The organism is Kushneria sinocarnis, assembly GCF_003633775.1.
Taxonomy (GTDB): Bacteria; Pseudomonadota; Gammaproteobacteria; order Pseudomonadales; family Halomonadaceae; genus Kushneria; species Kushneria sinocarnis.
In genome coordinates this window covers 103,982-128,145 of record NZ_RBIN01000003.1, presented here as the reverse complement: position 1 = coordinate 128,145, position 24,164 = coordinate 103,982, and the positions used below count along the sequence as shown (strand labels likewise).

General features: G+C 61.2%; 23 protein-coding genes. 8 read left to right on the top strand and 15 right to left on the bottom strand.

All coding sequences use genetic code 11. The annotated features are described in order from the left end of the window. The first annotated feature begins 59 nt into the window (after positions 1-59). Complete coding sequence (locus C7446_RS05375) at positions 60-1,319, top strand: glycosyltransferase family 4 protein (protein WP_245977710.1); 1,260 nt, start codon at positions 60-62, stop codon at positions 1,317-1,319. Beyond that, complete coding sequence (locus C7446_RS05370) at positions 1,288-1,866, top strand: phosphatase PAP2 family protein (RefSeq protein WP_121172062.1); 579 nt, start codon at positions 1,288-1,290, stop codon at positions 1,864-1,866. The genes C7446_RS05375 and C7446_RS05370 overlap by 32 nt, the downstream gene beginning before the upstream one ends. An 81-nt stretch (positions 1,867-1,947) precedes the next feature. On the opposite strand, the gene gcvT is transcribed toward C7446_RS05370, so the two are convergent. Continuing rightward, positions 1,948-3,066, bottom strand: coding sequence for a glycine cleavage system aminomethyltransferase GcvT (gene gcvT, locus C7446_RS05365; RefSeq protein WP_121172060.1), 1,119 nt, complete (start codon positions 3,064-3,066; stop codon positions 1,948-1,950). A 378-nt stretch (positions 3,067-3,444) separates the two neighbouring features. Between gcvT and gcvH the strand changes: the two genes are divergently transcribed. From gcvH to thpR, 3 genes are all read left to right on the top strand, one after another. Beyond that, positions 3,445-3,840: a glycine cleavage system protein GcvH gene (gcvH, locus tag C7446_RS05360; protein WP_121172058.1), complete on the top strand. Its 396-nt coding sequence runs from the start codon at positions 3,445-3,447 to the stop codon at positions 3,838-3,840. A gap of 137 nt (positions 3,841-3,977) precedes the next feature. Then, positions 3,978-6,869: an aminomethyl-transferring glycine dehydrogenase gene (gene gcvP, locus C7446_RS05355; protein ID WP_121172056.1), complete on the top strand. Its 2,892-nt coding sequence runs from the start codon at positions 3,978-3,980 to the stop codon at positions 6,867-6,869. Continuing rightward, the gene (gene thpR, locus C7446_RS05350; RefSeq protein ID WP_121172054.1) at positions 6,853-7,452 is read left to right on the top strand and encodes an RNA 2',3'-cyclic phosphodiesterase; all 600 of its coding nucleotides are present in this window, start codon (positions 6,853-6,855) and stop codon (positions 7,450-7,452) included. Before gcvP ends, thpR begins: the two co-directional genes overlap by 17 nt. Here the strand turns inward: thpR and C7446_RS05345 are convergent. Next, a complete protein-coding gene (locus C7446_RS05345) occupies positions 7,419-8,339 on the bottom strand; it encodes a LysR family transcriptional regulator (protein WP_121172052.1) in 921 nt (306 codons plus the stop codon). The genes thpR and C7446_RS05345 overlap by 34 nt on opposite strands. Before the next feature lie 176 nt (positions 8,340-8,515). Here C7446_RS05345 and C7446_RS05340 point away from each other — a divergent pair, with 176 nt between their 5' ends. Both C7446_RS05340 and ppnN read left to right on the top strand, forming a co-directional pair. Further along, positions 8,516-8,803, top strand: a complete 288-nt coding sequence (locus C7446_RS05340) for a YfcL family protein (RefSeq protein WP_121172050.1) — start codon at positions 8,516-8,518, stop codon at positions 8,801-8,803. A gap of 88 nt (positions 8,804-8,891) precedes the next feature. Beyond that, positions 8,892-10,268: a nucleotide 5'-monophosphate nucleosidase PpnN gene (ppnN, locus tag C7446_RS05335; RefSeq protein WP_121172048.1), complete on the top strand. Its 1,377-nt coding sequence runs from the start codon at positions 8,892-8,894 to the stop codon at positions 10,266-10,268. A 20-nt stretch (positions 10,269-10,288) separates the two neighbouring features. Here the strand turns inward: ppnN and C7446_RS05330 are convergent, their stop codons facing one another. The 12 genes from C7446_RS05330 to C7446_RS05275 all read right to left on the bottom strand — a co-directional run bounded on the left by C7446_RS05330 (position 10,289) and on the right by C7446_RS05275 (position 21,548). Beyond that, positions 10,289-10,687, bottom strand: a complete 399-nt coding sequence (locus C7446_RS05330) for a hypothetical protein (RefSeq protein ID WP_121172046.1) — start codon at positions 10,685-10,687, stop codon at positions 10,289-10,291. Continuing rightward, positions 10,684-11,136, bottom strand: coding sequence for a flavodoxin domain-containing protein (locus C7446_RS05325; RefSeq protein ID WP_425454106.1), 453 nt, complete (start codon positions 11,134-11,136; stop codon positions 10,684-10,686). Before C7446_RS05325 ends, C7446_RS05330 begins: the two co-directional genes overlap by 4 nt. A 142-nt stretch (positions 11,137-11,278) precedes the next feature. Next, positions 11,279-11,608: an integration host factor subunit alpha gene (locus tag C7446_RS05320; protein ID WP_121172042.1), complete on the bottom strand. Its 330-nt coding sequence runs from the start codon at positions 11,606-11,608 to the stop codon at positions 11,279-11,281. 14 nt (positions 11,609-11,622) lie between these two features. Continuing rightward, positions 11,623-14,022: a phenylalanine--tRNA ligase subunit beta gene (gene pheT / locus C7446_RS05315; protein WP_121172040.1), complete on the bottom strand. Its 2,400-nt coding sequence runs from the start codon at positions 14,020-14,022 to the stop codon at positions 11,623-11,625. A gap of 45 nt (positions 14,023-14,067) precedes the next feature. Further along, positions 14,068-15,087, bottom strand: a complete 1,020-nt coding sequence (gene pheS / locus C7446_RS05310) for a phenylalanine--tRNA ligase subunit alpha (protein WP_121172038.1) — start codon at positions 15,085-15,087, stop codon at positions 14,068-14,070. A gap of 184 nt (positions 15,088-15,271) precedes the next feature. After that, a complete protein-coding gene (rplT, locus tag C7446_RS05305; RefSeq protein ID WP_121172035.1) occupies positions 15,272-15,622 on the bottom strand; it encodes a 50S ribosomal protein L20 in 351 nt (116 codons plus the stop codon). Between the two features lie 35 nt (positions 15,623-15,657). After that, positions 15,658-15,852 (bottom strand): 50S ribosomal protein L35, encoded by a 195-nt coding sequence (rpmI, locus tag C7446_RS05300; RefSeq protein ID WP_121172033.1) that lies wholly within the window; start codon positions 15,850-15,852, stop codon positions 15,658-15,660. A gap of 73 nt (positions 15,853-15,925) precedes the next feature. Beyond that, positions 15,926-16,465: a translation initiation factor IF-3 gene (gene infC, locus C7446_RS05295; protein ID WP_121172031.1), complete on the bottom strand. Its 540-nt coding sequence runs from the start codon at positions 16,463-16,465 to the stop codon at positions 15,926-15,928. A gap of 33 nt (positions 16,466-16,498) precedes the next feature. After that, complete coding sequence (gene thrS / locus C7446_RS05290; RefSeq protein WP_121172029.1) at positions 16,499-18,397, bottom strand: threonine--tRNA ligase; 1,899 nt, start codon at positions 18,395-18,397, stop codon at positions 16,499-16,501. 292 nt (positions 18,398-18,689) lie between these two features. Continuing rightward, on the bottom strand, positions 18,690-19,622 hold the full coding sequence (locus tag C7446_RS05285; protein WP_121172027.1) for an OmpA family protein: 933 nt from the start codon (positions 19,620-19,622) through the stop codon (positions 18,690-18,692). A gap of 255 nt (positions 19,623-19,877) precedes the next feature. Then, the gene (locus C7446_RS16270) at positions 19,878-20,909 is read right to left on the bottom strand and encodes a zinc-binding metallopeptidase family protein (protein ID WP_147408728.1); all 1,032 of its coding nucleotides are present in this window, start codon (positions 20,907-20,909) and stop codon (positions 19,878-19,880) included. An 18-nt stretch (positions 20,910-20,927) separates the two neighbouring features. Then, a complete protein-coding gene (locus C7446_RS05275) occupies positions 20,928-21,548 on the bottom strand; it encodes a DUF2489 domain-containing protein (protein WP_147408727.1) in 621 nt (206 codons plus the stop codon). A gap of 323 nt (positions 21,549-21,871) precedes the next feature. On the opposite strand from C7446_RS05275, the gene C7446_RS05270 reads away from it, so the two are divergent. Next, positions 21,872-22,984 (top strand): O-antigen ligase family protein, encoded by a 1,113-nt coding sequence (locus tag C7446_RS05270; protein WP_245977709.1) that lies wholly within the window; start codon positions 21,872-21,874, stop codon positions 22,982-22,984. 32 nt (positions 22,985-23,016) lie between these two features. Here the strand turns inward: C7446_RS05270 and C7446_RS05265 are convergent, their stop codons facing one another. After that, positions 23,017-24,159, bottom strand: coding sequence for a glycosyltransferase family 4 protein (locus tag C7446_RS05265; RefSeq protein ID WP_121172346.1), 1,143 nt, complete (start codon positions 24,157-24,159; stop codon positions 23,017-23,019). Between the last annotated feature and the right edge of the window lie 5 nt (positions 24,160-24,164).

The following is a 24,164-nucleotide window of genomic DNA, read 5'->3' as shown; positions in this document are numbered from 1 at the left end:
CGACATCAGGGAGCAGGCATCATTATCTACCGCATCATATTCAGGCAACATGCGATATCATGAGCCCGTGCAATAATATCGAACGGTCACAGGAGCATCGTGCCGTCGTCATGGACAAGCCGCCATCCTCGGTTGCGGTCGAACAGCCCGCCCCCCGGACACGTATCGCCTTCGTCAGTGAAACCTGGCTGCCCGAAATCAATGGCGTCACGCATACACTGCATCATCTCGCCCGGCACCTGATCGAACGGGACTTCAGGGTTCAGCTGATTCGACCCCGCCCGAAAGATCACACGACGGCGGCGATGATGAGCGAGGAACTGCAGGTACGGGCCATCCCGATTCCCGATTATGACGGCGTGAGCATGGGCATGCCGGCGGTAAGGCAACTGCGTCAGTTCTGGACAACCAGCCCTCCCGATGTCGTCTATATCGCTACCGAAGGACCACTGGGCATGGCTGCCCTGCATGTGGCCCGGCGGCTGAACCTTCCAATCATCAGCGGCTATCATACCAACTTCGATCAGTACAGCCGTTACTACATCCTGCTGCAGATCCTGAGGCCGCTGGTCAGACCCTTTCTGCGACACTTCCATAACCGGACCCTGATGACACTGGTGCCAACCAGCGGGCAGGCCCATACTCTGACGAGTCAGGGATACGACAACGTCCGGGTACTCGGTCGCGGACTGGACTGTCGGCAATTCACGCCCGACAAGCGCAGCCCGGCTCTCCGCCGGGAGTGGCATGCCCCAGCGGAGACGCCGGTCATACTGCATGTCGGCAGGCTGGCCGCCGAAAAGAATGTCGAGCTGCTCGAGCGCACGCTCAATGCCCTGCGCCAGCGCCATCCCGCACTATGCGCGGTGCTGGTAGGCGATGGCCCGCTGCGTGCCCAGCTCGAGGAGCGGCTGCCGTGGGTCAATTTTGCCGGTTTCCAGCGCGGAGAAGCCCTGACACGCTACTATGCCAGTGCCGACATGTTTCTGTTTCCCTCGCTGTCGGAAACCTTCGGCAATGTGGTGACCGAGGCGATGGCCAGCGGCCTTGCCGTGGTCGCCTTCGACTATGCAGCAGCAGGAGAGCTGATCAGCGATGGTCATGATGGACGACTGGTCCCCCTGCGGGACCCGAACGCATTCATCGCGACAGCGACGGCACTCAGCGACGACAAGGCACTCGTAAAGAGCCTGGGAGCAGCAGCTCGGGAACGGGTCAGGGCACTGGCGTGGCCAAGCATCGGCGATGCCTTCATCGAATATCTATCCCAGGCACAGGAGGTGACCGGTGCGAGAAGAGCGCGTATATCCGGTATTTAAGCGGCTGGATACGCTTGAATGGAAGGCCTGCAACCGGCTGGCCCGCCTGGGAGCCTATCGTCCGCTGCTGCGGGTATTGCGGCTGGCCAGCCGGCTGGGCGATGCTCCTGCATGGATCGCGCTATGCTTTACCGTCCCCATCTTCCGGGGGCTGTACGGCTGGCTGCTGGCGGTCTGTTTCGGGCTTTCCGCAGCCGTCGGGGGGTTGTTCTACCGTTTCGTCAAGAACAGGCTGTGCCGTGAACGACCCTATATCTCCTTCGAGATTCCCTGCACCATGCCACCGCTGGATCGCTACAGCTTTCCCAGTGGCCATACCCTGCATGCCGTCATGTTCACCACCCTGTTTGCCACCTATGTGCCGATACTGCTGCTCGTGGTGCTGCCGTTTGCCATTCTGGTCATGCTGTCGCGGGTAATCCTGGGGCTGCACTATCTGACCGACGTTGCGGCCGGTGCGCTGATCGGCTTTTTGCTGGCCGAAGCCTGGGTCGGCATCATCACCTGGCTGACCGCCCTGCTGCCTGCCACTCTTCAGGCGGGGTAAGCTCCCCGCCTGTTACCTGCTCTCGCTCACTATCTACAGGATCGGCAGCTGGTTTGCATACAACAAGGATAACGGTATAAATCAGCCGCGATAATACCTCGGCGGCACAAAGGGCATGGCACTTACCTGCATCGGCTGACGCTTGCCGCGCACCTCGGCATGCACGACCTGCTCGCGCTCTGCCCAGTCGCGCTCCAGATAGGCCATGGCGATCGGCGCTCCCACACTGGGGCCGAAGGTCCCGGATGTGACCTGGCCGATTTCCGTACCCTCACTGTCATGGAGTCGCGTGCCTTCGCGCACCGGAGTACGTGTCCTGCCCAGCAGGCCGACCCGGATACGCGGACTGTCCCGATTGGCCAGCTGGGTCAGGATGACATCGGCCCCGGGAAAGCCACCTTCACGCTCGCCGCCCTGACGTCGGGCCTTGCCGATTGCCCAGCCCAGGCTGGCATCGGCCGGGGTCGTGGTCTCGTCAAGATCATGGCCATAGAGGCACAGCCCGGCTTCCAGTCGCAGTGAATCCCTTGCCCCAAGGCCGATCGGCTCGACCGCTTCGAATGCCAGCAGACGCCGGGCAAGCGCCTCGGCCTGATCGGAGGGTACCGACAGTTCGAAACCATCCTCGCCCGTATACCCTGAGCAGCTGGCCCATACCGGAATCCTCTCGATTTCGACACGCCGATGATCCATGAAGACCATGTCCTTTACTTCAGGGCAGAGCCTGCCCAGCACGTCACGTGCTTCAGGCCCCTGCAGGGCCAGCAGCGCCCTGTCCTCCAGCACCTCGATCTCGACACCCTCGCCCAGCCCTGTCTGCAACAGCACCAGATCGGCACTGCGACGAGCGGCATTGACCACGAGATAGAAGTGGTCGCCGGCATTGACGGCCATGAAATCATCGTGCAGACCACCATTGTTGTTGGTAAAGAGGCCGTAGCGCTGACGTCCTTCCTTCAGTCCGCAGGCATCGATGGGCGATACCCGTTCGAGTGCTGCCGCCACCTGACTGCCATGCAGCAGAATTTGCCCCATGTGCGACACATCGAACAAACCGCACCGCTGGCGGACATGCTCATGCTCGCGCTTGACCCCCGGTGCAAACTGAACGGGCATGGCATAACCGGCAAAGGACACGAACTTCGCTCCTGATTGCTGATGCAGATCATGAAGCGGTGTATGCAGCAGATCGTCGGACATGGGATCGAGTCTCCTGGAATTGACGGAAAATGGCAGCATCCGGCTGCAAGCAGCACAGAACCCGGAGGGCAGCCTGTTGCCTCCCGGCATCTCGCCGCAGCTTCCGGCCGGGGATCGCACGTTTTTTTTGTCTGATCCCTTTTCGTTACCGCCGAAGGTGCTTACGATAGGCAAAAAGTTTCCGATCGGAAACTCCCGTGTTACACGCAACAATGCCGCTGTATCAGCAGTTCCGGTCACTTCTGCCTGCCAGCGCAGTCATGGCCCTGCCCATCCGGGGCGCATCCCGGTGCAACGGTATCGTCAGCGACCTCCGTGATCGCAGGTGGTCTTGTCGGCCGCGGCGGTGCGGGCTCGACCAATAACAGGATATTCATCATGAGCCAGATCCCTGACAATCTTCACTACACCGATAGTCACGAGTGGATTCAGGACAACGGGGATGGTACTGCCACCATCGGCATTACCGATCATGCCCAGCAGTCGCTGGGCGATGTGGTATTCGTCGAACTTCCCGAGCTCGGCCGAACCCTGAAGGCCGGCGAGGAGTTCGGTGTGGTCGAATCCGTCAAGGCAGCTTCCGATCTTTATGCGCCCCTCGGCGGAGAGGTAATCGAGATCAACGAGGCCCTCGAGGACGCTCCCGAAAGCGTCAACGAGAGCCCTTACGACAATGCCTGGCTGATCAAGCTGCGCCTTGACGATGCCAGTGAGCTCGAAAAGCTGCTCAGCAGCGAAGCCTACAGTGAACTGGTGGCGGCCGCCGACGACTGATCACCGGGCAGCGCCGCCCACGGCGCTGCTCTCCTACCCCGTAGCCGATGTCCCCGGCGTGCCGAACAGCACCGTTCGACGCCGGGCACCCGATCTGGTGCCGTGGCACCATTTCCTTTCGGAAGACAGGATACTTCATGGTTTCTGATGCTCGTCCGCTGACCGATCTGAATCACCGGGATGCCTTTATCGGTCGCCATATCGGCCCCGATACCCGAGCCATTGCCACGATGCTGGATACGCTTGGCGAAGGCAGCATCGCCTCGCTCATCGATCGCACCATTCCAGCTGATATCCGGCTCAAGGGTGAACTGCCACTGGCCGGCCCGCGGGGCGAGCAGGAGACACTCGAGCACCTCAGAAGCCTGATGAGCCACAACCGGGTTGCCCGCAGCCACATCGGTGCCGGTTACTACGACACCATCATGCCGGCTGTCATTGCGCGCAACGTGCTGGAGAACCCCGGCTGGTATACGGCCTATACCCCCTACCAGCCCGAGATTGCCCAGGGGCGGCTGGAAGGCCTGCTCAATTTCCAGCAGATGGTCATGGACCTGACCGGCATGGGGGTGGCCAATGCCTCGCTGCTGGACGAGGCAACCGCAGCCGCGGAAGCGATGACGCTCTGCCATCGCGCCAATCGCAAGGCCGGTAGCCAGTGCTTTTTCGTGGCACGGGACGTGTTTCCCCAGACCCTTGATGTACTGCGCACCCGCGCCGAGTGGCAGGATATCGAGCTGATTGTCGATGATGCCGAGCGTGTGGGCGACTATCAGGTGTTCGGTGCCCTGCTGCAATATCCCGGCGATGACGGGCGCGTCATTGATCTGCAGCCCTTGATCGATACTGCCCGGCACAATGGCGCCATGGTGGCCGTGGCCGCCGACCTGCTGGCGCTGACCCTGCTGACCCCACCCGGCGAGATGGGCGCCGATATCGTGCTCGGTTCCGCCCAGCGCTTCGGCATTCCGATGGGATTCGGTGGCCCGCATGCCGCCTATCTTGCGGTAACCAACCGCCTCAAGCGCTCCATTCCCGGGCGGGTCATCGGCGTCTCGCGCGATCGCCATGGCGGAGTTGCCCTGCGCATGGCGATGCAGACCCGCGAGCAGCATATTCGCCGGGAAAAGGCGACCTCGAACATCTGTACCGCCCAGGCCCTGCTGGCCAATCTGGCCGGCTTTTATGCGGTCTATCACGGTGCCGATGGCCTGCATACCATCGCCAGCCGCATCCACCGTCTGACCGCCCTGCTCACCGAGGGCCTGGCGCCACGGGGCATTCGACCGGACAATCACGGCTTCTTCGATACCCTGACCTTCAGCGATCTGGATCGTGAAGCCATCGAGACCCGGGCCCTGGCCGATAATCGCAACCTGCGCTATCACGCGGATGGCCGCATCGGCGTGAGTTTCGATGAGACCACCACTGCCGAGGATGTGCTCGCCCTGATTCGCATCCTTTCCGGCAAGGAGAGCGAAAGCGATATCGAGACTCTGGATCGCCGGGTCATCGAAGCCGGCGAAACACATATACCGGACCGCTGTCAGCGTCAGAGTACCTACCTGACCCATCCGGTTTTTCAGCGATACCGCAGTGAAACGGAAATGCTGCGTTACCTGAAGCGGCTGGAAAACCGGGATCTGTCACTGACCCATGCCATGATTCCGCTGGGCTCATGTACCATGAAGCTCAATGCCACCACCGAAATGGCACCGCTGTCATGGCCGGAGTGCACTCGCATTCACCCCTTTGCTCCGCGCGATCAGGTCGAGGGCTATCACCGTCTGATCGAGGATCTCATCAGGCAGCTGGCCGATATCACCGGCTACGATACCGTTTCCATGCAGCCCAACTCCGGCGCCCAGGGCGAATATGCCGGCCTGGTGGCAATTCGTCGCTATCAGCAGGAACAGGGCGAAGGGCATCGCCATATCTGCCTGATCCCGAGCTCGGCCCATGGTACCAATCCGGCCTCGGCCGCCATGGCGCGGATGAAGGTGGTCGTGGTGGAGTGCGATGTGCGCGGTAACATCGACATGGATGACCTGCGCCGGAAGGCTGCCGAGCACGCCGCCCAGCTCTCGGCGATCATGCTGACCTACCCATCCACGCATGGCGTTTTCGAGGCCGATATCCAGGAAGCCTGCCGCATCGTTCATGAACACGGCGGTCAGGTCTACATCGATGGCGCCAACATGAATGCCCAGACCGGCCTCTGCCGGCCAGGCGACTACGGCGGTGATGTCTCACACCTCAATCTGCACAAGACCTTCTGCATTCCCCATGGCGGTGGCGGACCGGGCATGGGCCCGATCGGGGTGAAGGCACATCTGGCCCCCCATCTGCCTGACCATGTTTTCGGCGGACACCGACGGTTCACCCCGGGGACAGCCGTGTCGGCTGCCGCCTACGGCAGCGCACTGATACTGCCGATCTCCTGGGCCTACATCACCATGATGGGCGCACGCGGACTGCGTGAAGCCAGTGAAATCGCCATCCTCGGTGCCAACTACATTGCCAGCCGGCTGGAAAGTCACTACCCGATCCTCTACCGAGGCGACAAGGGTACGGTGGCGCACGAGTGCATCATCGATATCCGCTCGATCAAGAATGGCTGCGGCATCGATGAGGAAGATATTGCCAAGCGTCTGATGGACTACGGGTTCCACGCCCCTACCATGTCCTTCCCGGTGGCCGGCACCCTGATGGTGGAGCCCACCGAATCGGAATCACTGCTCGAGCTGGATCGCTTCTGTGATGCCATGATTGCCATTCGCCACGAGATTCGTCGGATCGAACACGGGGAATGGAGCGGCGACAACAATCCACTGGTGAATGCACCTCATACCCAGCGCGATCTCTATGCCGAAGAGTGGCCCTACCCCTACAGTCGTGAACTGGCCGCCTTCCCCAGCGAGGCCGTCAAACAGGCCAAGTTCTGGCCATCGGTCAGCCGGGTGGATAATGTTCACGGTGACCGCAACCTGATCTGCAGCTGTCCGAGCATTGATGAGTACCGTGACTGATACCGGGCAACACCGACTGTTTCTGGCCCTGATGCCCGATGAAGCTACCCGCCGGGCCATGCTGCGTCTCCGCAGTCGGGCCCTTGCCTTCGACTTCCCGGAGAGCTCACGGGCAATACGCTGGGTGCCTCCCCGGAACTGGCATGTCACGCTTGCCTTTCTCGGTTCATGCAGCCCCGACACACGTCAGCAGCTGAGTGCGCTCGGTCAGCAAATGTTCGAAGGTTTCAGGGGAGCCCGGGCCACGGCCCGGGAACTGCAGGGCTTTCCGGATCCGGATCGCCCCGGACGCACCTGGACGCTGACATTCACAACCACCGCAATGCCGTCCGATGAAGCTGCCACGCCACAATCGTGGCACCGGCATCTGCTGGAATTCCCGGAGATTGCCGGACTGGCGAACGATCGTCACGACTTCAGGCCCCATATTACCCTGGCCCGCAGTCGCAATCCCGAACCCTGGCCCCGGCGCGACGTCTCCATGCAGTGCCACTTCGATCGCATTGCCCTGCTGGAAAGCATCATCGCCCCGGAGGGAGGCAGCACCTATCAGCCACTGTCGGTTGCCGGGGCTTCACTGTAGCCGTAAAGCGTATTACGCCGCTCCTGACGGAAATCGGCCAGCAACTGCCCGTAGCGACGCGGCAGTTCGCTGCCCTGCCGGGTCACCAGATAGAGCGCCTCATAGACCGATGTGGTCAGGGACAGCTCTCTCACCTGACGCTGCCAGGGAGAGGTTTCCAGCACCGAGCGGGGAACCACGGTAAAACCGAGCCCGCGGGCGACTGCATCCAATACCACACTGACATCATTGGTGTAGCCCTTCTGCGGGAAATGACTGATCGACCGGAATTCACCGGCATAGTTTTCCCGCAGCAGCTGACTGGCATTATGTACGCCATCGGCGTAATTGACGAAACCCAGTGCCATCAGCTCATTGAGCGAATTGCCCCGGAAATCGGCGGGCACGACCAGACAGAGCGGTTCGTGATGCCAGAGCTCGAAAGAGAGATCCGGATGACGCGATAGCGATGTCACGATACCGACATCACATCGCCCCGCCAGCACGTCCTGCACGATCTCGTCATTGAAGGCAAAGTTGTAACTGATGGTCAGCCCGGCATGAATCTGCTGATACCCCAGTGCAAACGGATAGAAGATCAACCCGACACTGGCCGGACTGGCGATCCGGCAATCCCCGGTATCAAGCGACTCATCGTCAAGCGAATGACGAAACTGTTCATGCTCGGCGAACAGCCGAATGGCATAATCGTAACTGCGCCTGCCGGCTTCGGTCAGGGTAAAACGCCGTCCATGACGACGCAGCAGGGTCCGCCCCAGATATTGCTCGAGCTTGCGGATATGCTGACTGACACCGGGCTGGGTCATTTCCAGCTTACGCGCGGTATGCGTAAAGCTGCCGGTTTCCACCAGTGTAATGAAGGTTCGGAAGTACTGGGCGTTGAACATCGGCGCTCAAGTATCACTCGACAGGTTGCGTCCCCTGGCGGCAACCGCACGATGCGAATCGTCCTGGATCAGGGAGTTGGAATGCACATCATAACAGAGTCCGCACCACACCGCATGAGCTCCATCAAGACACATGTTAGCATCATTGGTCATCAAACCACGTGAGGTGCCCGATCATGCAGGATCCCTTCGTCGCACGAGCCTATCAGTTGAAAAGCACACTGCTGGCCATGGAGCAGGAAGCCGGCGACGAGGACCTGTTCTCGATCGGTTACATGATTCCCCAGCTCGAGCTGGTACTGGAAATGGCCGAATACGACCCTGCCGAAGTCAGTGCTGAGGAGTTTGATCACACCTATCAGGATTGGCTGGAAATGGCCTTTGACCAGGACGGCATGGAAGATCCCGATCGGTATCGCATCAGGGAGCTCTGGCATCAGGCACTCAAGCGTACCGAAACATGAGACCACGCCAGCGAGTACGCCATGACATGGCATGCACGCACCCGCCTGCGACGATACATCGGCCGAGCACACAGGATAGAGACCGAGCATGAGCTACCCCGACAAGATATCGACCACCATAGCCCCGGAAGGCAGTCTTGAAGTGCTCTCCCAGCTGGAAGTCAACCGGCTGCGTGACACCTCGCAACAGGGCATCCATGACGTCCTGCGCCAGTGCGCACTGGCCATCCTCAACTACGGCGGCAGTACCGATGACAGTCGCAGCGTGCTGGAGACCTATCACGATTTCGATATCGAGATCGTTCAGCAGGATCGCGGCGTCCGGCTCAAGCTGACCAATGCGCCCGCTCAGGCCTTCGTGGATGGCCGCATGATCCGCGGCATTCGTGAGCTGCTCTCCTCGGTGCTGCGCGACATCGTCTATGTCTCCAATGAGATCGAGCAGCAGCATCGCTTCGACCTGCACTCCCAGGAAGGCATCACCAATGCGGTCTTTCATATCCTGCGCAACGCAGGTGTCATGAAACCTTCCCGCGAGCCCAGTCTGGTGGTCTGCTGGGGTGGGCACTCCATCTCCCGCGAGGAGTACGATTACAGCAAGTATGTCGGCTATCACCTGGGGTTGCGCGATCTCGACATCTGCACCGGCTGTGGTCCCGGCGCCATGAAGGGTCCGATGAAGGGCGCCAACGTGGCACATGCCAAGCAGCGCCGGCGCGACAGTCGCTATCTGGGCATTTCGGAACCCGGCATCATTGCCGCCGAATCACCCAACCCGATCGTCAATGAACTGGTCATCATGCCGGATATTGAAAAACGGCTCGAGGCCTTCATCCGCCTGGGCCACGGCATCGTCATCTTTCCCGGCGGCGCCGGCACTGCCGAAGAGATCCTTTATCTGCTGGGGGTACTGCTCCACCCGGCCAACGCCGACATCCCCTTTCCGGTCATCCTGACCGGCCCGGCTTCCAGTGCCGATTATTTCCGGCGCATCGACGAGTTCATTGCCTATACGCTGGGAGAGGACGCGCGCAATCGCTACCGGATCATCATTGATGATCCGGTCGAAGTGGCACGCGCCATGCTTCAGGGCGTGAATGAGGTTTCCGAGTTCAGGCGGGATCATCAGGACGCCTTTTACTTCAACTGGCGCCTGACCATACCTGCGGATTTTCAGCTTCCATTCACGCCGACCCACGAGAGCATGGCCGGCCTGCATCTGCACCCCGACCAGGGCATTCACGACCTGGCCGCCAACCTGCGCCGGGCCTTTTCGGGCATCGTGGCCGGCAACGTCAAGGAGTTCGGCATCCGCTCCATCGAGCAGCACGGCCCCTTCCAGCTCAATGCCGAACCCGGTCTGATGCACCATCTGGACGAGCTGCTGAAATCCTTCGTGGCACAGAAGAGAATGAAGCTGCCGGGCAGCGAGTACGAACCCTGTTACACCCTGGCTTCGCACTGACAACGAGCCACGGGGCTGCCTCAGGATTCATCCCGGGGCAGCCGCCACCAGCACACCACCACGTGCAGCAGCAGCCCGGTGGTCGTGCCCGCAGGCAGCATGGTGGCCCAGCGCGGCAGATGGCGCATGTCGGCGCTCAGCTCGCTCCAGATACTCATGATCGCACAGCCGATCACGAAGCAGAGCAGCAGCTGCGATCCCATGCGCCATAACCGCCGGCGCTGGCTGCCGCTCATGCGCCATAACAGCAGCAGCGTCAGCATGGCTGCAGCCACGAAGACACTGACAGCCAGCATCAATCGCTGATGATCCCCCAGCAACCAGTAGCCGGGCATCGCCGAAAGCATGACCAGCAGCAGGCCGATCAGCGCGGAGGCACGCTCGGCCGAAAGCCGCTCGCGCGTTCCCGACTGGCTCACTGCAGGCTTTCCCGGGCAGCGGGCAGCCAGGACTCGATCCATGGCAGGGCTTCGTCATCTGCCATCGGGGTGCGCGAGGCGTCGACTTCCAGCCGCTTACCGACACGCTGTGCTCCACACTGCTGCAGAATGCCATCCAGCTTTCGGCCTGCACCACAAAAGGTATCGTAGCTGCTGTCGCCCATGGCGATCAGTCCATAACGCTGGCCGGTCAGATCCGGCTGCTGCTCCGCGAGATGATCGGCAAAACGCATGAAGTTGCCCGGAAAATCTCCCGAGCCGGTAGTGGAAATGCAGAACAGTGCAATATCCGGCGGAGTATCCAGCAGATGCCCGAGCTCGGGCTCCTCGAGAATTTCGACCTGGAATCCGGCCTCTTCACATTGCGGTTGCGACAGTTCGGCCACATCAAGTGCGCCACCGTAAACGGTCGCCACGAAAATACGCATGCTGGGCACGACTGCTCGACTCCTCATTGAATGCCAGCCCCCATCCTACCATGCTCGCTGCATGCGTGGGTTGCAGCGGCGAACATGGCAGAAGGGAAGTCATGGCACCCGGCGGGGTCTCGGTCTTTCGGAAGTCGCCGGCTCAGTTCGAGGCCGTATCGGTGGCCGAATCGGAGAGCTGATCGTCGTGATGCTCGATACGGCTCTTGAGCTTCTGACCGGGCCGAAACGTCACCACCCGGCGAGCGGAGATGGGAATCTCCTCACCGGTCTTGGGATTGCGACCGGGCCTTTCGCGCTTGTCACGCAGGTCAAAATTGCCGAATCCCGAAAGCTTGACCTGCTCGTTTTCGCGCAGGCAACTGCGAATCTCGTCAAAGAAACGCTCCACCATCAGCTTGGCTTCCCGTTTCGAGAAGCCAAGTTCGGCGTGCAGATGTTCGGCGAGTTCCGCCTTGGTCAACGCGCTCATGTCCGTTTTCCCTGTCAGGCGCTTCCCCCCTGACCGCGCAGGGTGGCTCCGAAGCGATTCGATGCCTCGTTGACGATGGCATCAACCAGGTGGTTGATTTCTTCATCGGTGAGCGTGCGCGAAGCATGCTGCCAGGTCAACCCCAGGGCAATACTCTTGTAGCCGGACTCGACCCCCGAGCCCTGATAGACATCAAACAGACGCAACTCCCTGAGATGCTCGCCGCCATGCCGGCGTATGAGTGTCAGCAGCTCATCGACCGGCAGCTGCTCGTTGACGATCAGTGCCAGATCGCGCCGCACTTCGGGATAGCGTGACAGCGGGGTAAACACCGGCAGCGCCGCCTGTTGAATCGCCTCGAGCTCGATCTCGAAAACCAGCACGCCGACCCGGATATCCAGCCTTTCGCGCACCCGGGGATGCAGCGCCCCCAGCCAGCCCACCGGACGCTCATGGTGAAGCAGTCGCGCCGACTGGCCCGGATGCAATACCGGATGTTCGGCCGCCTCGAAACGCCATGCAGCAGGATCGCCGCCCAGTGCGATCAGCGATTCAACGTCCCCCTTGAGATCGAAGAAATCGACATGCTCACGGTGCGAAAGCCAGCCTTCGGGCTCCCGTGGACCACAGATGACGCCGGCAAGCGTGGAATACTGCTGCAGCGAATCGAGATCACCCTGGAACACCTGCCCCATCTCGAACAGCCTGATGCGGGTCTGCTGGCGATTGAGGTTGTGCTGCAGCGCACGGATCAGCCCGGGCCAGAGGCTGGAACGCATCACGGCCATGTCCGAGGAGATCGGATTCGCCAGCTCGGGGGCCTGGCTTTCAGGCGTCAGCAGCGCCTGCTGTTCACGGGAGATGAAACTGTAGGTGATGGCTTCCTGGTAGCCTGCCGCCACCAGCTGATCGCGCAGCCGGTCCAGTGACAGCCGCTGCTCCGGGATGGCCTTCGGGGCCATGCGTGCCTGCGGCGCGCGCGAAGGAAAGCGATTGTAGCCGTGAATGCGTGCCAGCTCTTCGATCAGATCCACATCCAGACCGATATCGAAACGCCAGCTGGGGATTTCGACCTCCCAGTGCCCGCTCATCAGCTCGTTCAGCGACATGCCCAGCCGGGTCAGGATATCAACGATTTCATCATGCCCCAGCGCACTGCCCAGCAGCCGGGAAGCCCGCGTGCTGTCGAGGGTCACCTGTCGGGTGGCCGGGAGGTGATCGGGACTGGCAATTTCAACCACCGGGCCGGGTTGGCCGCCGCAGATATCGATCAGCAGGCGCGTGGCACGCTCGATCGCCTGCAGCTGCAGGGCCGGATCGACACCTCGCTCGAAACGGTGCGAGGCATCCGTGTGAAGTCCATAGGAGCGCGCCTGCCCGGCGGCGCCGAGCGGCGCAAAGAAGGCCGATTCCAGCACCACATGACGGGTCTGCCGACCGACGGCAGAGCGCTGCCCACCCATGACCCCGGCAATGGCAATCGGGCCACTGGCATCGGTAATCAGCAGAGTGTCCTCGCGCAGCTCGACTGTCTGACCATCGAGCAGGATCAGCTCCTCTCCGGGCTCGGCCATGCGTACATCGATATGCTGATCCAGCTGTTCGAGATCGAAGGCATGCATCGGCTGACCGAGCTCGAGCATCACATGGTTGGTCACATCAACCACGGGGTCGATCGAGCGTATGCCACTGCGGCGCAGACGCTCCACCATCCACAGCGGCGTGTCGACCGAGATATCGATGTCTTCGATGACCCGCGCCGCATAGCGCGGGCACCCCCGGGACGCGGAAACGCTGACATCAAAGGCCGTGGACGTCACGGCCGGCACATCCGCTATCTCGGGTACACTGACGGGATGGCGGTTGAGCACGCCCAGCTCGCGGGCCAGTCCGGCCACACTCAGGCAGTCACCCCGGTTGGGGGTCAGATCGATATCCAGCGTGGCATCATCGAGCTGAAGCCAGTCGCGCAGGTCCTCACCAACCGGAGCATCCGCTGGCAGCACCCAGATACCGGGGGATTTCTCTTCCACCAGCCCCAGTTCGGATTCGGCACAGATCATGCCATTCGATGCCACGCCACGCAGCTCGGTCTGACTGATGCGGAAATCACCCGGCAGCACGGCACCGACCCTGGCGAAGGCCACCTTCTGGTCGACTGCCACATTGGGCGCACCACAGACCACCTGCAGGCCGGCCGAAGTCCCGATATCCACTTCGCAGACGCTCAACCGACCGGCATCGGGATGAGGTTCGACCGACACCACACGCGCCACGATCACACCGCTGAACGATCCTGCCACCCGTTCGACACTGTCCACCTCCAGACCGGCCATGGTGAGCTGATCGGCCATTGTCTGGGCATCCAGCGTCAGGGGCACCCACTGACGCAGCCACTGCTGTGAAACTTTCATCTTGCCTCGCTAAACCGGTAACTATGACGCTGACAGCTGCATGAATCAGCCGAACTGGCGCAGAAAACGCAGATCATTGTCGAAGAACAGGCGCAGATCATTGACGGCATAGCGCAGCATCGCCAGCCGTTCGACCCCCATGCCGAAGGCGAAGCCACTGTAGCGGGCAGCATCGATATTCACGTGGCCGAATACATTGGGATGCACCATGCCGCAGCCCATGACCTCCAGCCAGCCGGTATGGGAGCACACCCGGCATCCGTGGCCGCTGCACATCACGCACTGGATATCCACCTCAGCCGAGGGTTCGGTAAAGGGAAAGTAGGAAGGCCGGAATCGGACATCCAGACGATCGCGCTCGAAAAACGCCTTGAGGAAGGCCTCGATCGTGCCCTTGAGATCACCGAAACTGATGCCCTCGTCGACCACCAGCCCCTCTACCTGATGGAACATCGGGCTGTGCGTGAGATCGGAATCGTGTCGATAGACCCGACCCGGACAGACGATCCGCACCGGCGGCGCCTGTTCATTCATGGTCCGGATCTGCACGGGAGAGGTATGGGTACGCAGCAGATGGCGGGCGTCGAAGTAGAAGGTGTCATGCATTGCCCGGGCGGGATGATGCGCCGGGATGTTGAGCGCTTCGAAGTTGTGATAGTCATCCTCGATTTCCGGGCCCTCGGCCACATCGAAACCGATTTCGGCAAACAGCCTTTCGATACGCTGCAGGGTACGGGTCACGGGGTGCAACCCGCCCGGAGCACTGCCTCGCCCGGGCAGCGTTACATCCAGGCGCTCGGCTTCCAGACGCGCTTCCATGGCTGCGGTATTGAGCCGCTCCCGGCGCGCTTCCAGTTCACCTGACAGGGTCTGCTTGGCCTGATTGATGGCTTCCCCGGCGCGCGGGCGCTCCTCGGCAGGCAGCTGGCCCAGGCCCTTGAGCAGTGCCGTCAACTCCCCCTTCTTGCCCAGATAGCGCACCCGAATGTCATCAAGCGTCGTCAGATCCTCGGCAGATTCGATCGCCGCTCGTGCCTCTGCCACCAGTGAGGATAGATGCTCCATCCCTTTGCTCCATGTTTTCCGCTCGGGTCCGGCGGATGCCTGCGCTCCGGCTCTGATCCCGGCGTGCGGCAACCTGCCCGACGATCTTCGGACCATCCATAAAAAACAAGGGAAGAGCCTCGACTCTTCCCCTGCACCCCGTTACCGGGGCCACCGGATCATGAAGATCCGTCTGCGGCGACTGTCAGGCTGCCTTCGCCTTGTCGACGATGGCAGTGAAGGCCGCCTTTTCGTGTACCGCCAGGTCAGCCAGCACCTTGCGGTCGATCTCGATGCCGGCCTTCTTCAGACCTGCCACGAAACGGCTGTAGGACATGCCGTTGGCGCGGGCAGCCGCATTGATGCGTGCAATCCAGAGCGCCCGGAACTGACGCTTGCGCTGGCGACGATCGCGGTAGGCATACTGACCGGCCTTGATGACCGCCTGCTTGGCAACACGGAAGGTGCGCGAACGGGCACCATAGTAACCGCGGGCCTGCTTGAGTACCTTCTTGTGACGACGGCGTGCGACGACACCACGTTTAACGCGAGGCATAATTCAACTCCTGACGAAAGAAAATCCGGTAAGACTCAGATGTAGGGAAGCATCCGATTGATCAGCTGCCGATCGGCGTCATGAATCTGCTTCATGCCGCGCAGATGGCGCTTACGCTTGGTGGATTTCTTGGTCAGGATGTGGCTTCGATACGACTGCTTGTGCTTGAAGCCGTGAGCGGTACGCCGGAAGCGCTTGGCCGCCCCGCTGTTGCTCTTGATTTTCGGCATGGGATAACTCCACACGATCTTCTTTAGAAAACCCGAGGCCGGTACTCAGGGTACCCGTTTGACTGCCAGCGGATCACTTTTTCCTGGGGGCCAGCATCATGATCATCTGCCGGCCTTCCATTTTCGGACGGGACTCCACGGTAGCCAGCTCCTGAAGGTCATTTTCAATGCGCTCCATGAGCCGGCGACCGATCTCCTGATGGGCCATTTCACGCCCGCGGAAACGCAGCGTGACCTTGCCCTTGTCGCCGTCCTCGAGAAAGCGAATCAGGTTTTTCATCTTGACCTGATAGTCGCCCTCGTCGGTGCCAGGCCGGAACTTGACTTCCTTGACCTGGATCTGTTTCTGCTTCTTCTTCTGAGCAGCCTTCTGCTTCTTCTGCTCGAAGAGATACTTGCCGTAATCCATGATCTTGCAGACGATAGGATCGGCATTGGAGATCTGAACGAGATCCAGTTCAGCCTCCGCTGCCCGGTCCAGGGCCTCTTCAAGGGATACGACACCCTGCTGCTCACCGTCATTGTCGATGAGCCGGACCTCGTCGGCGCGAATACGGTCGTTGATCGGGGCCCGTTTGTCCTGGGGCCGTCCACGCTGATTATTACGCTTGATCGTTAGGTCTCCGTCGTTGAGATGAAACTGCGTTCACCCGGTCTCCGCGGTCAGCCGCTCGATCAGTTCGGGGACAGGCATCGATCCCAGATCCTCACCCGACCGCGTCCGGACGGCAACGCTGCCGTTTTCGATTTCCTTATCACCGACCACCAGCAGATAAGGAACCTTCTGCAGTGTATGCTCACGAATTTTAAAACCGATCTTCTCGTTCCTCAAGTCCGACTTGACACGCAGCCCTGCCTGTTGCAGCTGCTCGGTCAGACCGGCGGCATACTGTGCCTGGGCATCGGTAATGGTCATCACCATGGCCTGGACGGGCGCCAGCCACAGGGGCATGGCCCCCGCGTAGTGCTCGATCAGGATACCGATGAAGCGCTCCATCGAGCCGACAATGGCACGATGCAGCATCACCGGGGTATGCCGGCTGCCATCCTCTGCCACGTACTGGGCGCCCAGCCGGGAAGGCATCATGAAATCCACCTGCATGGTGCCGACCTGCCACTCCCGGCCCAGGCAGTCCTTCATGTGATATTCGATCTTGGGGCCGTAGAAGGCGCCCTCGCCGGGCAGCTCCTCCCACTGTACATCATGACTGCTCAGCGCGCCTCTCAGGGCCTGTTCGGCACGATCCCACTCGGCATCCTCGCCCAGACGCTTGTCGGGGCGCAGTGCGATCTTGACCGCGATATCCTGGAACCCGAAGTCGCGATAGACCTGCAGGGCCTGCTGATGAAAGGCCGTGACCTCCGATTCGACCTGGGACTCGGTGCAGAACACGTGCCCGTCATCCTGGGTAAAGGCCCTGACCCGCATGATGCCATGGAGCGCACCCGAAGGCTCATTGCGGTGACAACCACCGAATTCGCCATAGCGGACCGGCAGCTCGCGGTAGCTGCGCAGCCCGGAGTTGAACACCTGCACATGCCCCGGGCAGTTCATCGGCTTGAGCGCATACTCACGCTTTTCCGACTCGGTGAAGAACATGTTGTCGGCATAGTTGTCCCAGTGCCCGGATTTCTTCCAGAGCGAGACATCCATGACCTGGGGGCAGCGGATTTCCTGGTAGCCACCTGCCCTGTAGACCCCCCGCATGTACTGCTCGATCACCTGCCACAGCGTCCAGCCCAGCGGATGCCAGAACACCATGCCGGGCGCTTCTTCCTGGGTATGAAACAAATCAAGCTTGCGCGCCAGCTTGCGATGATCCCGCTTTTCGGCCTCTTCGATTCGCTGGATATAGGCATTGAGCTGCTTCCTGTCGGCCCAGGCGGTACCGTAGATGCGCGTCAGCATGGGCCTTTCGGCATCCCCCCGCCAGTAGGCACCGGCCAGCTTCATCAGGCGGAATACCCTGAGGTGCCGGGTATTGGGCACGTGAGGCCCGCGGCACATGTCGACATATTCCTGATGATGGTAGAGCCGGATGGTTTCGCCGGGAGGTATTTCGCGCACGATCTCCTGCTTGTAGGGCTCGTCACGCTCCACGAAGGTGGCCAGCGCCTGGTCCCGATCGACATACTCGCGGCGGACCTCGTAGTCCTGCTCGATCAGCTCCTTCATGCGAGCTTCGATCGTTTCGAGATCCTCGGGCGTAATCGAGCGCCCGAAGTCAATGTCGTAGTAGAACCCCTCTTCGATGACCGGGCCGATGGCCATTCTGGCATCGGGATACAACTGCTTGACGGCATGGCCCAGCAGGTGGGCACAGGAGTGGCGCACGATCTCCAGCCCGTCATTATCGCGGACGGTCACGATTTCAACCGAGGCATCCTGATCCACGGTATCAGCGGTATCCACCAGCACACCGTTGATCCGACCGGCCACGGCAGCTTTGGCAAGACCGGTACCGATGGACTGGGCGATTTCCATGATGGAGACGGGATGATCGAACTGACGCTGACTGCCGTCCGGCAGTGAAATGACGGGCATGAATCTTCCTCGACTGTTCAGTGGTGACCACCTACCAAGGGCCACTTGAAGGACTTTTCAAAAAGGCTGGTAACGCGGACGCACTGCCCGGCAACATGCAAGCTCCGGACAATAAGTGGCCGAAAACGTTACCAGCGACACGGGGCGGCGTCCAGCGGAACCATTGCCCCGACCCTGATGACCGATACCCTGGCAAGGCGCAGGTGTCGGACAAAAAAAGAGAGCGCCCGAAGGCGCTCTCTGATCGACGGAAGACTTTACGACAAAATCTCCGTCCGGTCGGTCCACCGTCTTACATGGAACCGCTGTCCTGCGAACGGTTCATGGTCTGACCGGCATCACCCAGCGGCTCGACTTCGGTGCGACGGTTCTGGGCACGGCCTTCGGCGGTGCTGTTGGTCGCAACCGGGTTGGACTCGCCATAACCCTGGGTTTCGATACGATCGGCGCTGACGCCCTCGCTGACCAGGTACTGCTTGACCGAATCGGCACGACGCTGCGACAGATCCTTGTTGTAAGCCTCGGTACCGATGGAATCGGTATAGCCCTTCAGCTTGACACGCACGGAGCTGTTGGCATTCAGCTTCTCGGCCACGCCACCCAGGATCTGCTGAGCGTTGGAGGTCAGTTCGGCAGAGTCGAACTTGAAGTTGACATCCTGCAGCACGAGGTTGGCCACGCAACCCAGCGCGTTGACCTTGGCGCCGGCAGGAGTATCCGGGCACTGGTCCTGATAATCCGGAACGCCATCACCGTCGCTGTCCAGCGGGCAGCCCTGGGCGTTCACTTCAACGCCGGCCGGGGTACCCGGGCACTGATCCTGGTAGTCCGGAACGCCATCACCGTCGCTGTCCAGCGGGCAGCCCTGGGCATCAACGGCAACGCCGGCCGGAGTACCCGGACACTGATCGCGATCATCCGGGACGCCATCATTGTCGGAATCCAGCACTTCAGGTTCGTTGCTGGAGCACAACAGGGCGCCTGCTGTTGCGCCAGCAACGCCACCCACGGCACTACCGGTTTCTTCATCATCATCGCCGCTGACACCATAACCGATGCCACCACCGATCAGACCACCGGCCAGGCCGCAGACGAACGGCGACGAATACCATGCGTCGTTGCCACTGCTGCTCGACATGGAGGACTGCGAACCGGAACTGGCACAGCCGGAGAGGCCCAGTACCAGCGCAGATCCCAGCAGTAAGCCAGTTGCAGATTTATTCATGCAAGACTCCTTCTTTATATAAAGCGCCGGGTGATCATGGATCACTCAGCGGCTCCTGGTTCAGGCGCTCAGGCCGTTACAAGAAGAAATCACTCTTCCTGCCTGGCAAAAGAAAGCACATTTGCACTCTTTCAGCCAGTCGGCACGCCTTCTTTCATCAAGGCAATTCCGTGCCCTGACAGCATTAACAACGTGCCCCATACATGAGGACGATGCAATGATAGAACAGTGTTTTGCAGCATGTGGGCATGATTGTCAAACACTGTTTTTCTCACAATAGTATCTGGTCAGGGAAATCACCAATTCAGCCGGTGTTCGCTCCGTGGACACGGCAGGAGATCGGCTTCTACCAGCCCGCCATCGCCGGGGTCGCCCCGGGCATAACCCGAGCACGACCGGTACTGTATCATCTTCGAAGCCTTTCGACGTCGATTGGTATTCAAAGGGGGCATCACCATAGCTCAGGACAAGCTCATGCGCCCGGGTCAGACGTTCGATCAACCGGTAATCCGCGGAACGATCGCGTCCGGGCAGCTCATGCCAGTCCAGGTTGACGCCCAGCAGCTCGTCCGCTGCCTCGGCCCTGACCAGTGAAACCGCCGCTTCCGCCAGCGCCTGAAGCGCCGACTCGTCACGCGCCCTGAGCACGAGCTCGAGATGGGCCGAGTCGGGACTTTGCAGATGACCGCTCTCCCCACCGCGCAGATGGGTCACGCTGATTTCGGCCGCACCTTCCTCTTCGGGCAGCTGAAGTGGCAACCGCTGCAGAGCCTGAACCATGCGACAGGCTGCCGGGATCGGACTGCGTCCGGCAGTCCGGCCTTCGCGAGCGGGTCGGACGCCACTGAGCGTAATGCCCAGCCATCTCGCCACCCCGGGGCCGGCAGCTTCCGGCAGCAGCGTAGCAGCTGTCTCGCGTGGCTCGCCGACGATGACCCGATAAGCCTGACCGGGGTGCATATCCGTCCAGCCCAGCGCCGCGCGCAGTTCATGCAACGGCCTGTTCAGCGGACCGAAATGCAGCATGACGGCTCCGCACTGCAACTCTTCCCCCAGATGCTGCAGGGCTTCGAACAAGGTCAGCAGCAGTCCTGCCTCGCCCTCATCGAGGGCGTCGGCCTCGGGATCGAGCAGAATCTCCCAGCTGACGCAGGGCCCGCTCCGACCGGCGCGATAGCCGATACAGGGGTGGCCGGGCACCTGCTCCACACGTGCCGCAAGCTGCTGCCGACACCGGTCGAGACGACGACCGGGAGCGACCGCCCGCAACTGCTCAAGCGTCAGCATGAATGACCCTTTCGATGCTCATGAAGAGGCTCTCCTGTCCCTGCTCGATGTGCCGGTTTCATCGGCTTGCCTGATCCATGCGAGCAACTCCCCGAGCTGCCGATGCACAGCGTCGCGCTCGTCAGCGGCAATGTGCAAGCGATCGCGGTCCTCCCGCAGGCGCTCGCCGGGCGTCAGCTGCGCCCTCGCCTCATGGGTATGCAGATGTTCGGTACGCTGTCTTATACGATCAAAGATGGCGAACTCACCCTGTGGGTCAAACTCCTGCCCCAGAATATCCAGCATGACACTGATGCGAATGCAGCCCTCGACCAGATCGACCTGATCCGCCAGCACTGCCCGACCGATCACATCCAGGCTTTCGAAACAATAATCACGCGCCCTGTCACGTTCGCTTAACCAGGCCTGCCGCCTTCTTGCCAGCTCACGATGCAGCGACCAGGCATAAGCTGCCAGGGCAAACACGATGACCACTGCAAGAATCAGCAGCAATAAACTCCAGCTCATCGGCATCATGGAAATCCTTGCTTCAAAGGAAAAAATACGGCCGGTATTCGGTACATTCTTGCCCCTTCGGCCATTGAAAAGAGTCTGGATATCCGATTTGCCCGTGGTTAAAATCGCGACCGGACTGCACACGCTCTGGCCGCATGCAGGTGCGCGTCTGCCACCCCGGGACAGGCATGGAAGCGGTCAATAACAAGTTTGCCGACCCTGTCACCGGGCCCGTATTCGTACCCGAAAACCATTTTGTACTCCTGACCGGGGCGAAAGCAGTCGGTGGGTACGCCGTCGATGGATCAAAGGACGCCATTTTGCATCACGATATATCAATTGGAAAAAAAGCCACCAGTATTTATTCCAGCCTATCGGTTTTTCTGCTGGGCGCCGTTGCCCTGATCATTTCTTCCGGTTATTCACTTGGCGCTGCGCTGCTGTTACTGGGCGGGCTGGCAATCCTGGTGACCGGCAACAGGCCGCAAACCGACCGGGAAGACCGGCTGATCATTGGCGTACTCGTGGCCTTTTTCGCCATCAATGCCCTCGAAGCCGGCTGGGACGGCCAGGGGGTCAGCGGACTGGATCTGCCCATTCGCTTCGTGCTGGCCATCCCCGCCCTGATGTTTCTCATGAAATACCCGCCCCGCCATGGCTGGCTGTGGTCAGGGCTGGCGCTGGGGGCCATGGCCTCCGGAAGCTGGGCCGGCTGGCAGAAGCTGGTCGAGGAGAATGAGCGCGCCCGAGGGTTCACGCACGTGATCCAGTATGGCGATCTCAACATGCTGATGGGGGTCATGTGCCTTGCCGGCCTGGGATGGGCCTGCACCAGAACCCGCGCGCGTTGCTGGATGGCGTTTCTCGCCGTGGGCGCCTGCATGGGCATCTTCGGCTCGCTCATGTCCGGCAGCCGCGGAGGATGGATCGGGTTTCCGATCATCCTGTGGGTCATTTACCGAACCTACCGACAGCACATCCCGCGCCGATGGGCCCTCACCATGGGGGTGACACTGCTGACCGCCATGATCACGGCCTACGCCGTTCCCTCCCTGGGCATTCAGCACCGCGTCAATGCCGCGTTCAGCAACGTGACGGCCTTCCATGAGCAGGGAGATACGCATACCTCGCTGGGAGCGCGCTTTGCGATGTGGGAGACCGCCATCCGGCTGATCCCGCAAAAGCCCCTTGCTGGATACGGCCTGCACGGCTACGAGCAGGCGCGTGACCGACTGATTGACGAGGGCGTAGCCAGTCCGGTCATCGGCAATTACAGCCATGTGCATAACGAATATCTGGATGCCTGGCTGAAACGGGGCATACCGGGGCTGGTGCTGCTGCTGGCGCTGTATCTCGTGCCCCTGAAACTGTTCACGAAACGGCTGGCCAGGGAGGATCTGAAGCTGCGCGCGCTCGCCCTGGCAGGCGTACTGCTGCCCATCAACTACATGGACTTCGGGCTCTCGCAGGTGTTCATGGCCCATAACAGCGGGGTCATGATGTACTCGTTCTGGCTGGTCGTGCTATGGGCCAGCGTGCGCAGTCGGGAAAGGCACCTCGACGCTGCCCCGACTGCCTGAGACCGGGAGCAGGACCACCCGGGCGCTGGCCATCATGTGTCATCGCCCGGCGTGGTCAGGGCCTCGAACGAGGCACGCAGCTTTTCATACTGGCGCTGATGGGAATAGCCGGTCGCCCGCTCGGCCAGCCGGGTACCCAGCGTCTGCTGCAGATCGGGAGCGTCCAGCAGTTCGGCAATGCGCTCCGCCCAGGCCTCAGCCCCCTGCTCTGTCATGATCAGCCTTTCAAAGCCCTCCCGGAGCAGCTCGGCACTGCCGACATGACAGGACACCAGCACCGGTGTTGCGCAGGCCATGGCCTCCAGTACCACGCGGCCGAACTCCTCGATGTGCGCCGGCAGCACGAACAGATCCAGCGCACCGTAGAGTTCTTCCACCTCGGGCACGGTACTGCGCCAGATAAAGGCGCTTTCGACCCCCTGCTCCCGGGCGTACCGCTTAAGCGAGGACATGTCATCCTTGCCGACCACCAGAAAGCGATACCGGCCCGGCGCACGCCCTTCCAGCAACGCCGCCATGTCGATGAAACCGCGCACGTTGCGCTTGACGAAGTTGCCGGAAGTGACCAGTCCGACCAGCAGCCTGCCCGGGTCGATACCGAGCGATCGGCGCACCTCGTCGCGCCGCTGCCGGGCTGTCGAGGGCGAGAACTGCCCGGGATCATAGCCGGGATAGCTGATCTCGATGCGCTCGGCGGGGATGCCATAGCGGGTCTGGAAGTCCTCCGCCATGAGCCGCGAGTTCACTGCCACGCGCCGGTAACGCCCGCCACCCAGCACATGATCGTGAATGGCCGCGACCTCATGTCCCGCGGGCAGCTCACGGCCATGAATGCGCTGACTCGCCAGATGCACGCAGTTGTGCATATAGACCACGTCATCGGTGACGACATCGCCATGACTGACCAGCATCGCGGGCCGGTGACGACGGCACCAGGCCTGAACCCGACGGTTGAACCAGAACCGTCTGAACGACCCCTTGAAGGGCCAGCGCCTGAGCCGTACCAGCTCGGCGCCGGCCGCCTGCACGATATCGACCGCGCCACGCTCGGCCAGAATCACGACCCGGTAGCCCAGTTCACGCAGCGCCGCTGTCTGCTCGAGCGCATTGCGACTGGCACCGGTTCTTTTCTCCACCTGACGAATGGCAATGGCGGCGAGAGGACGCTCGGTCATGGCCA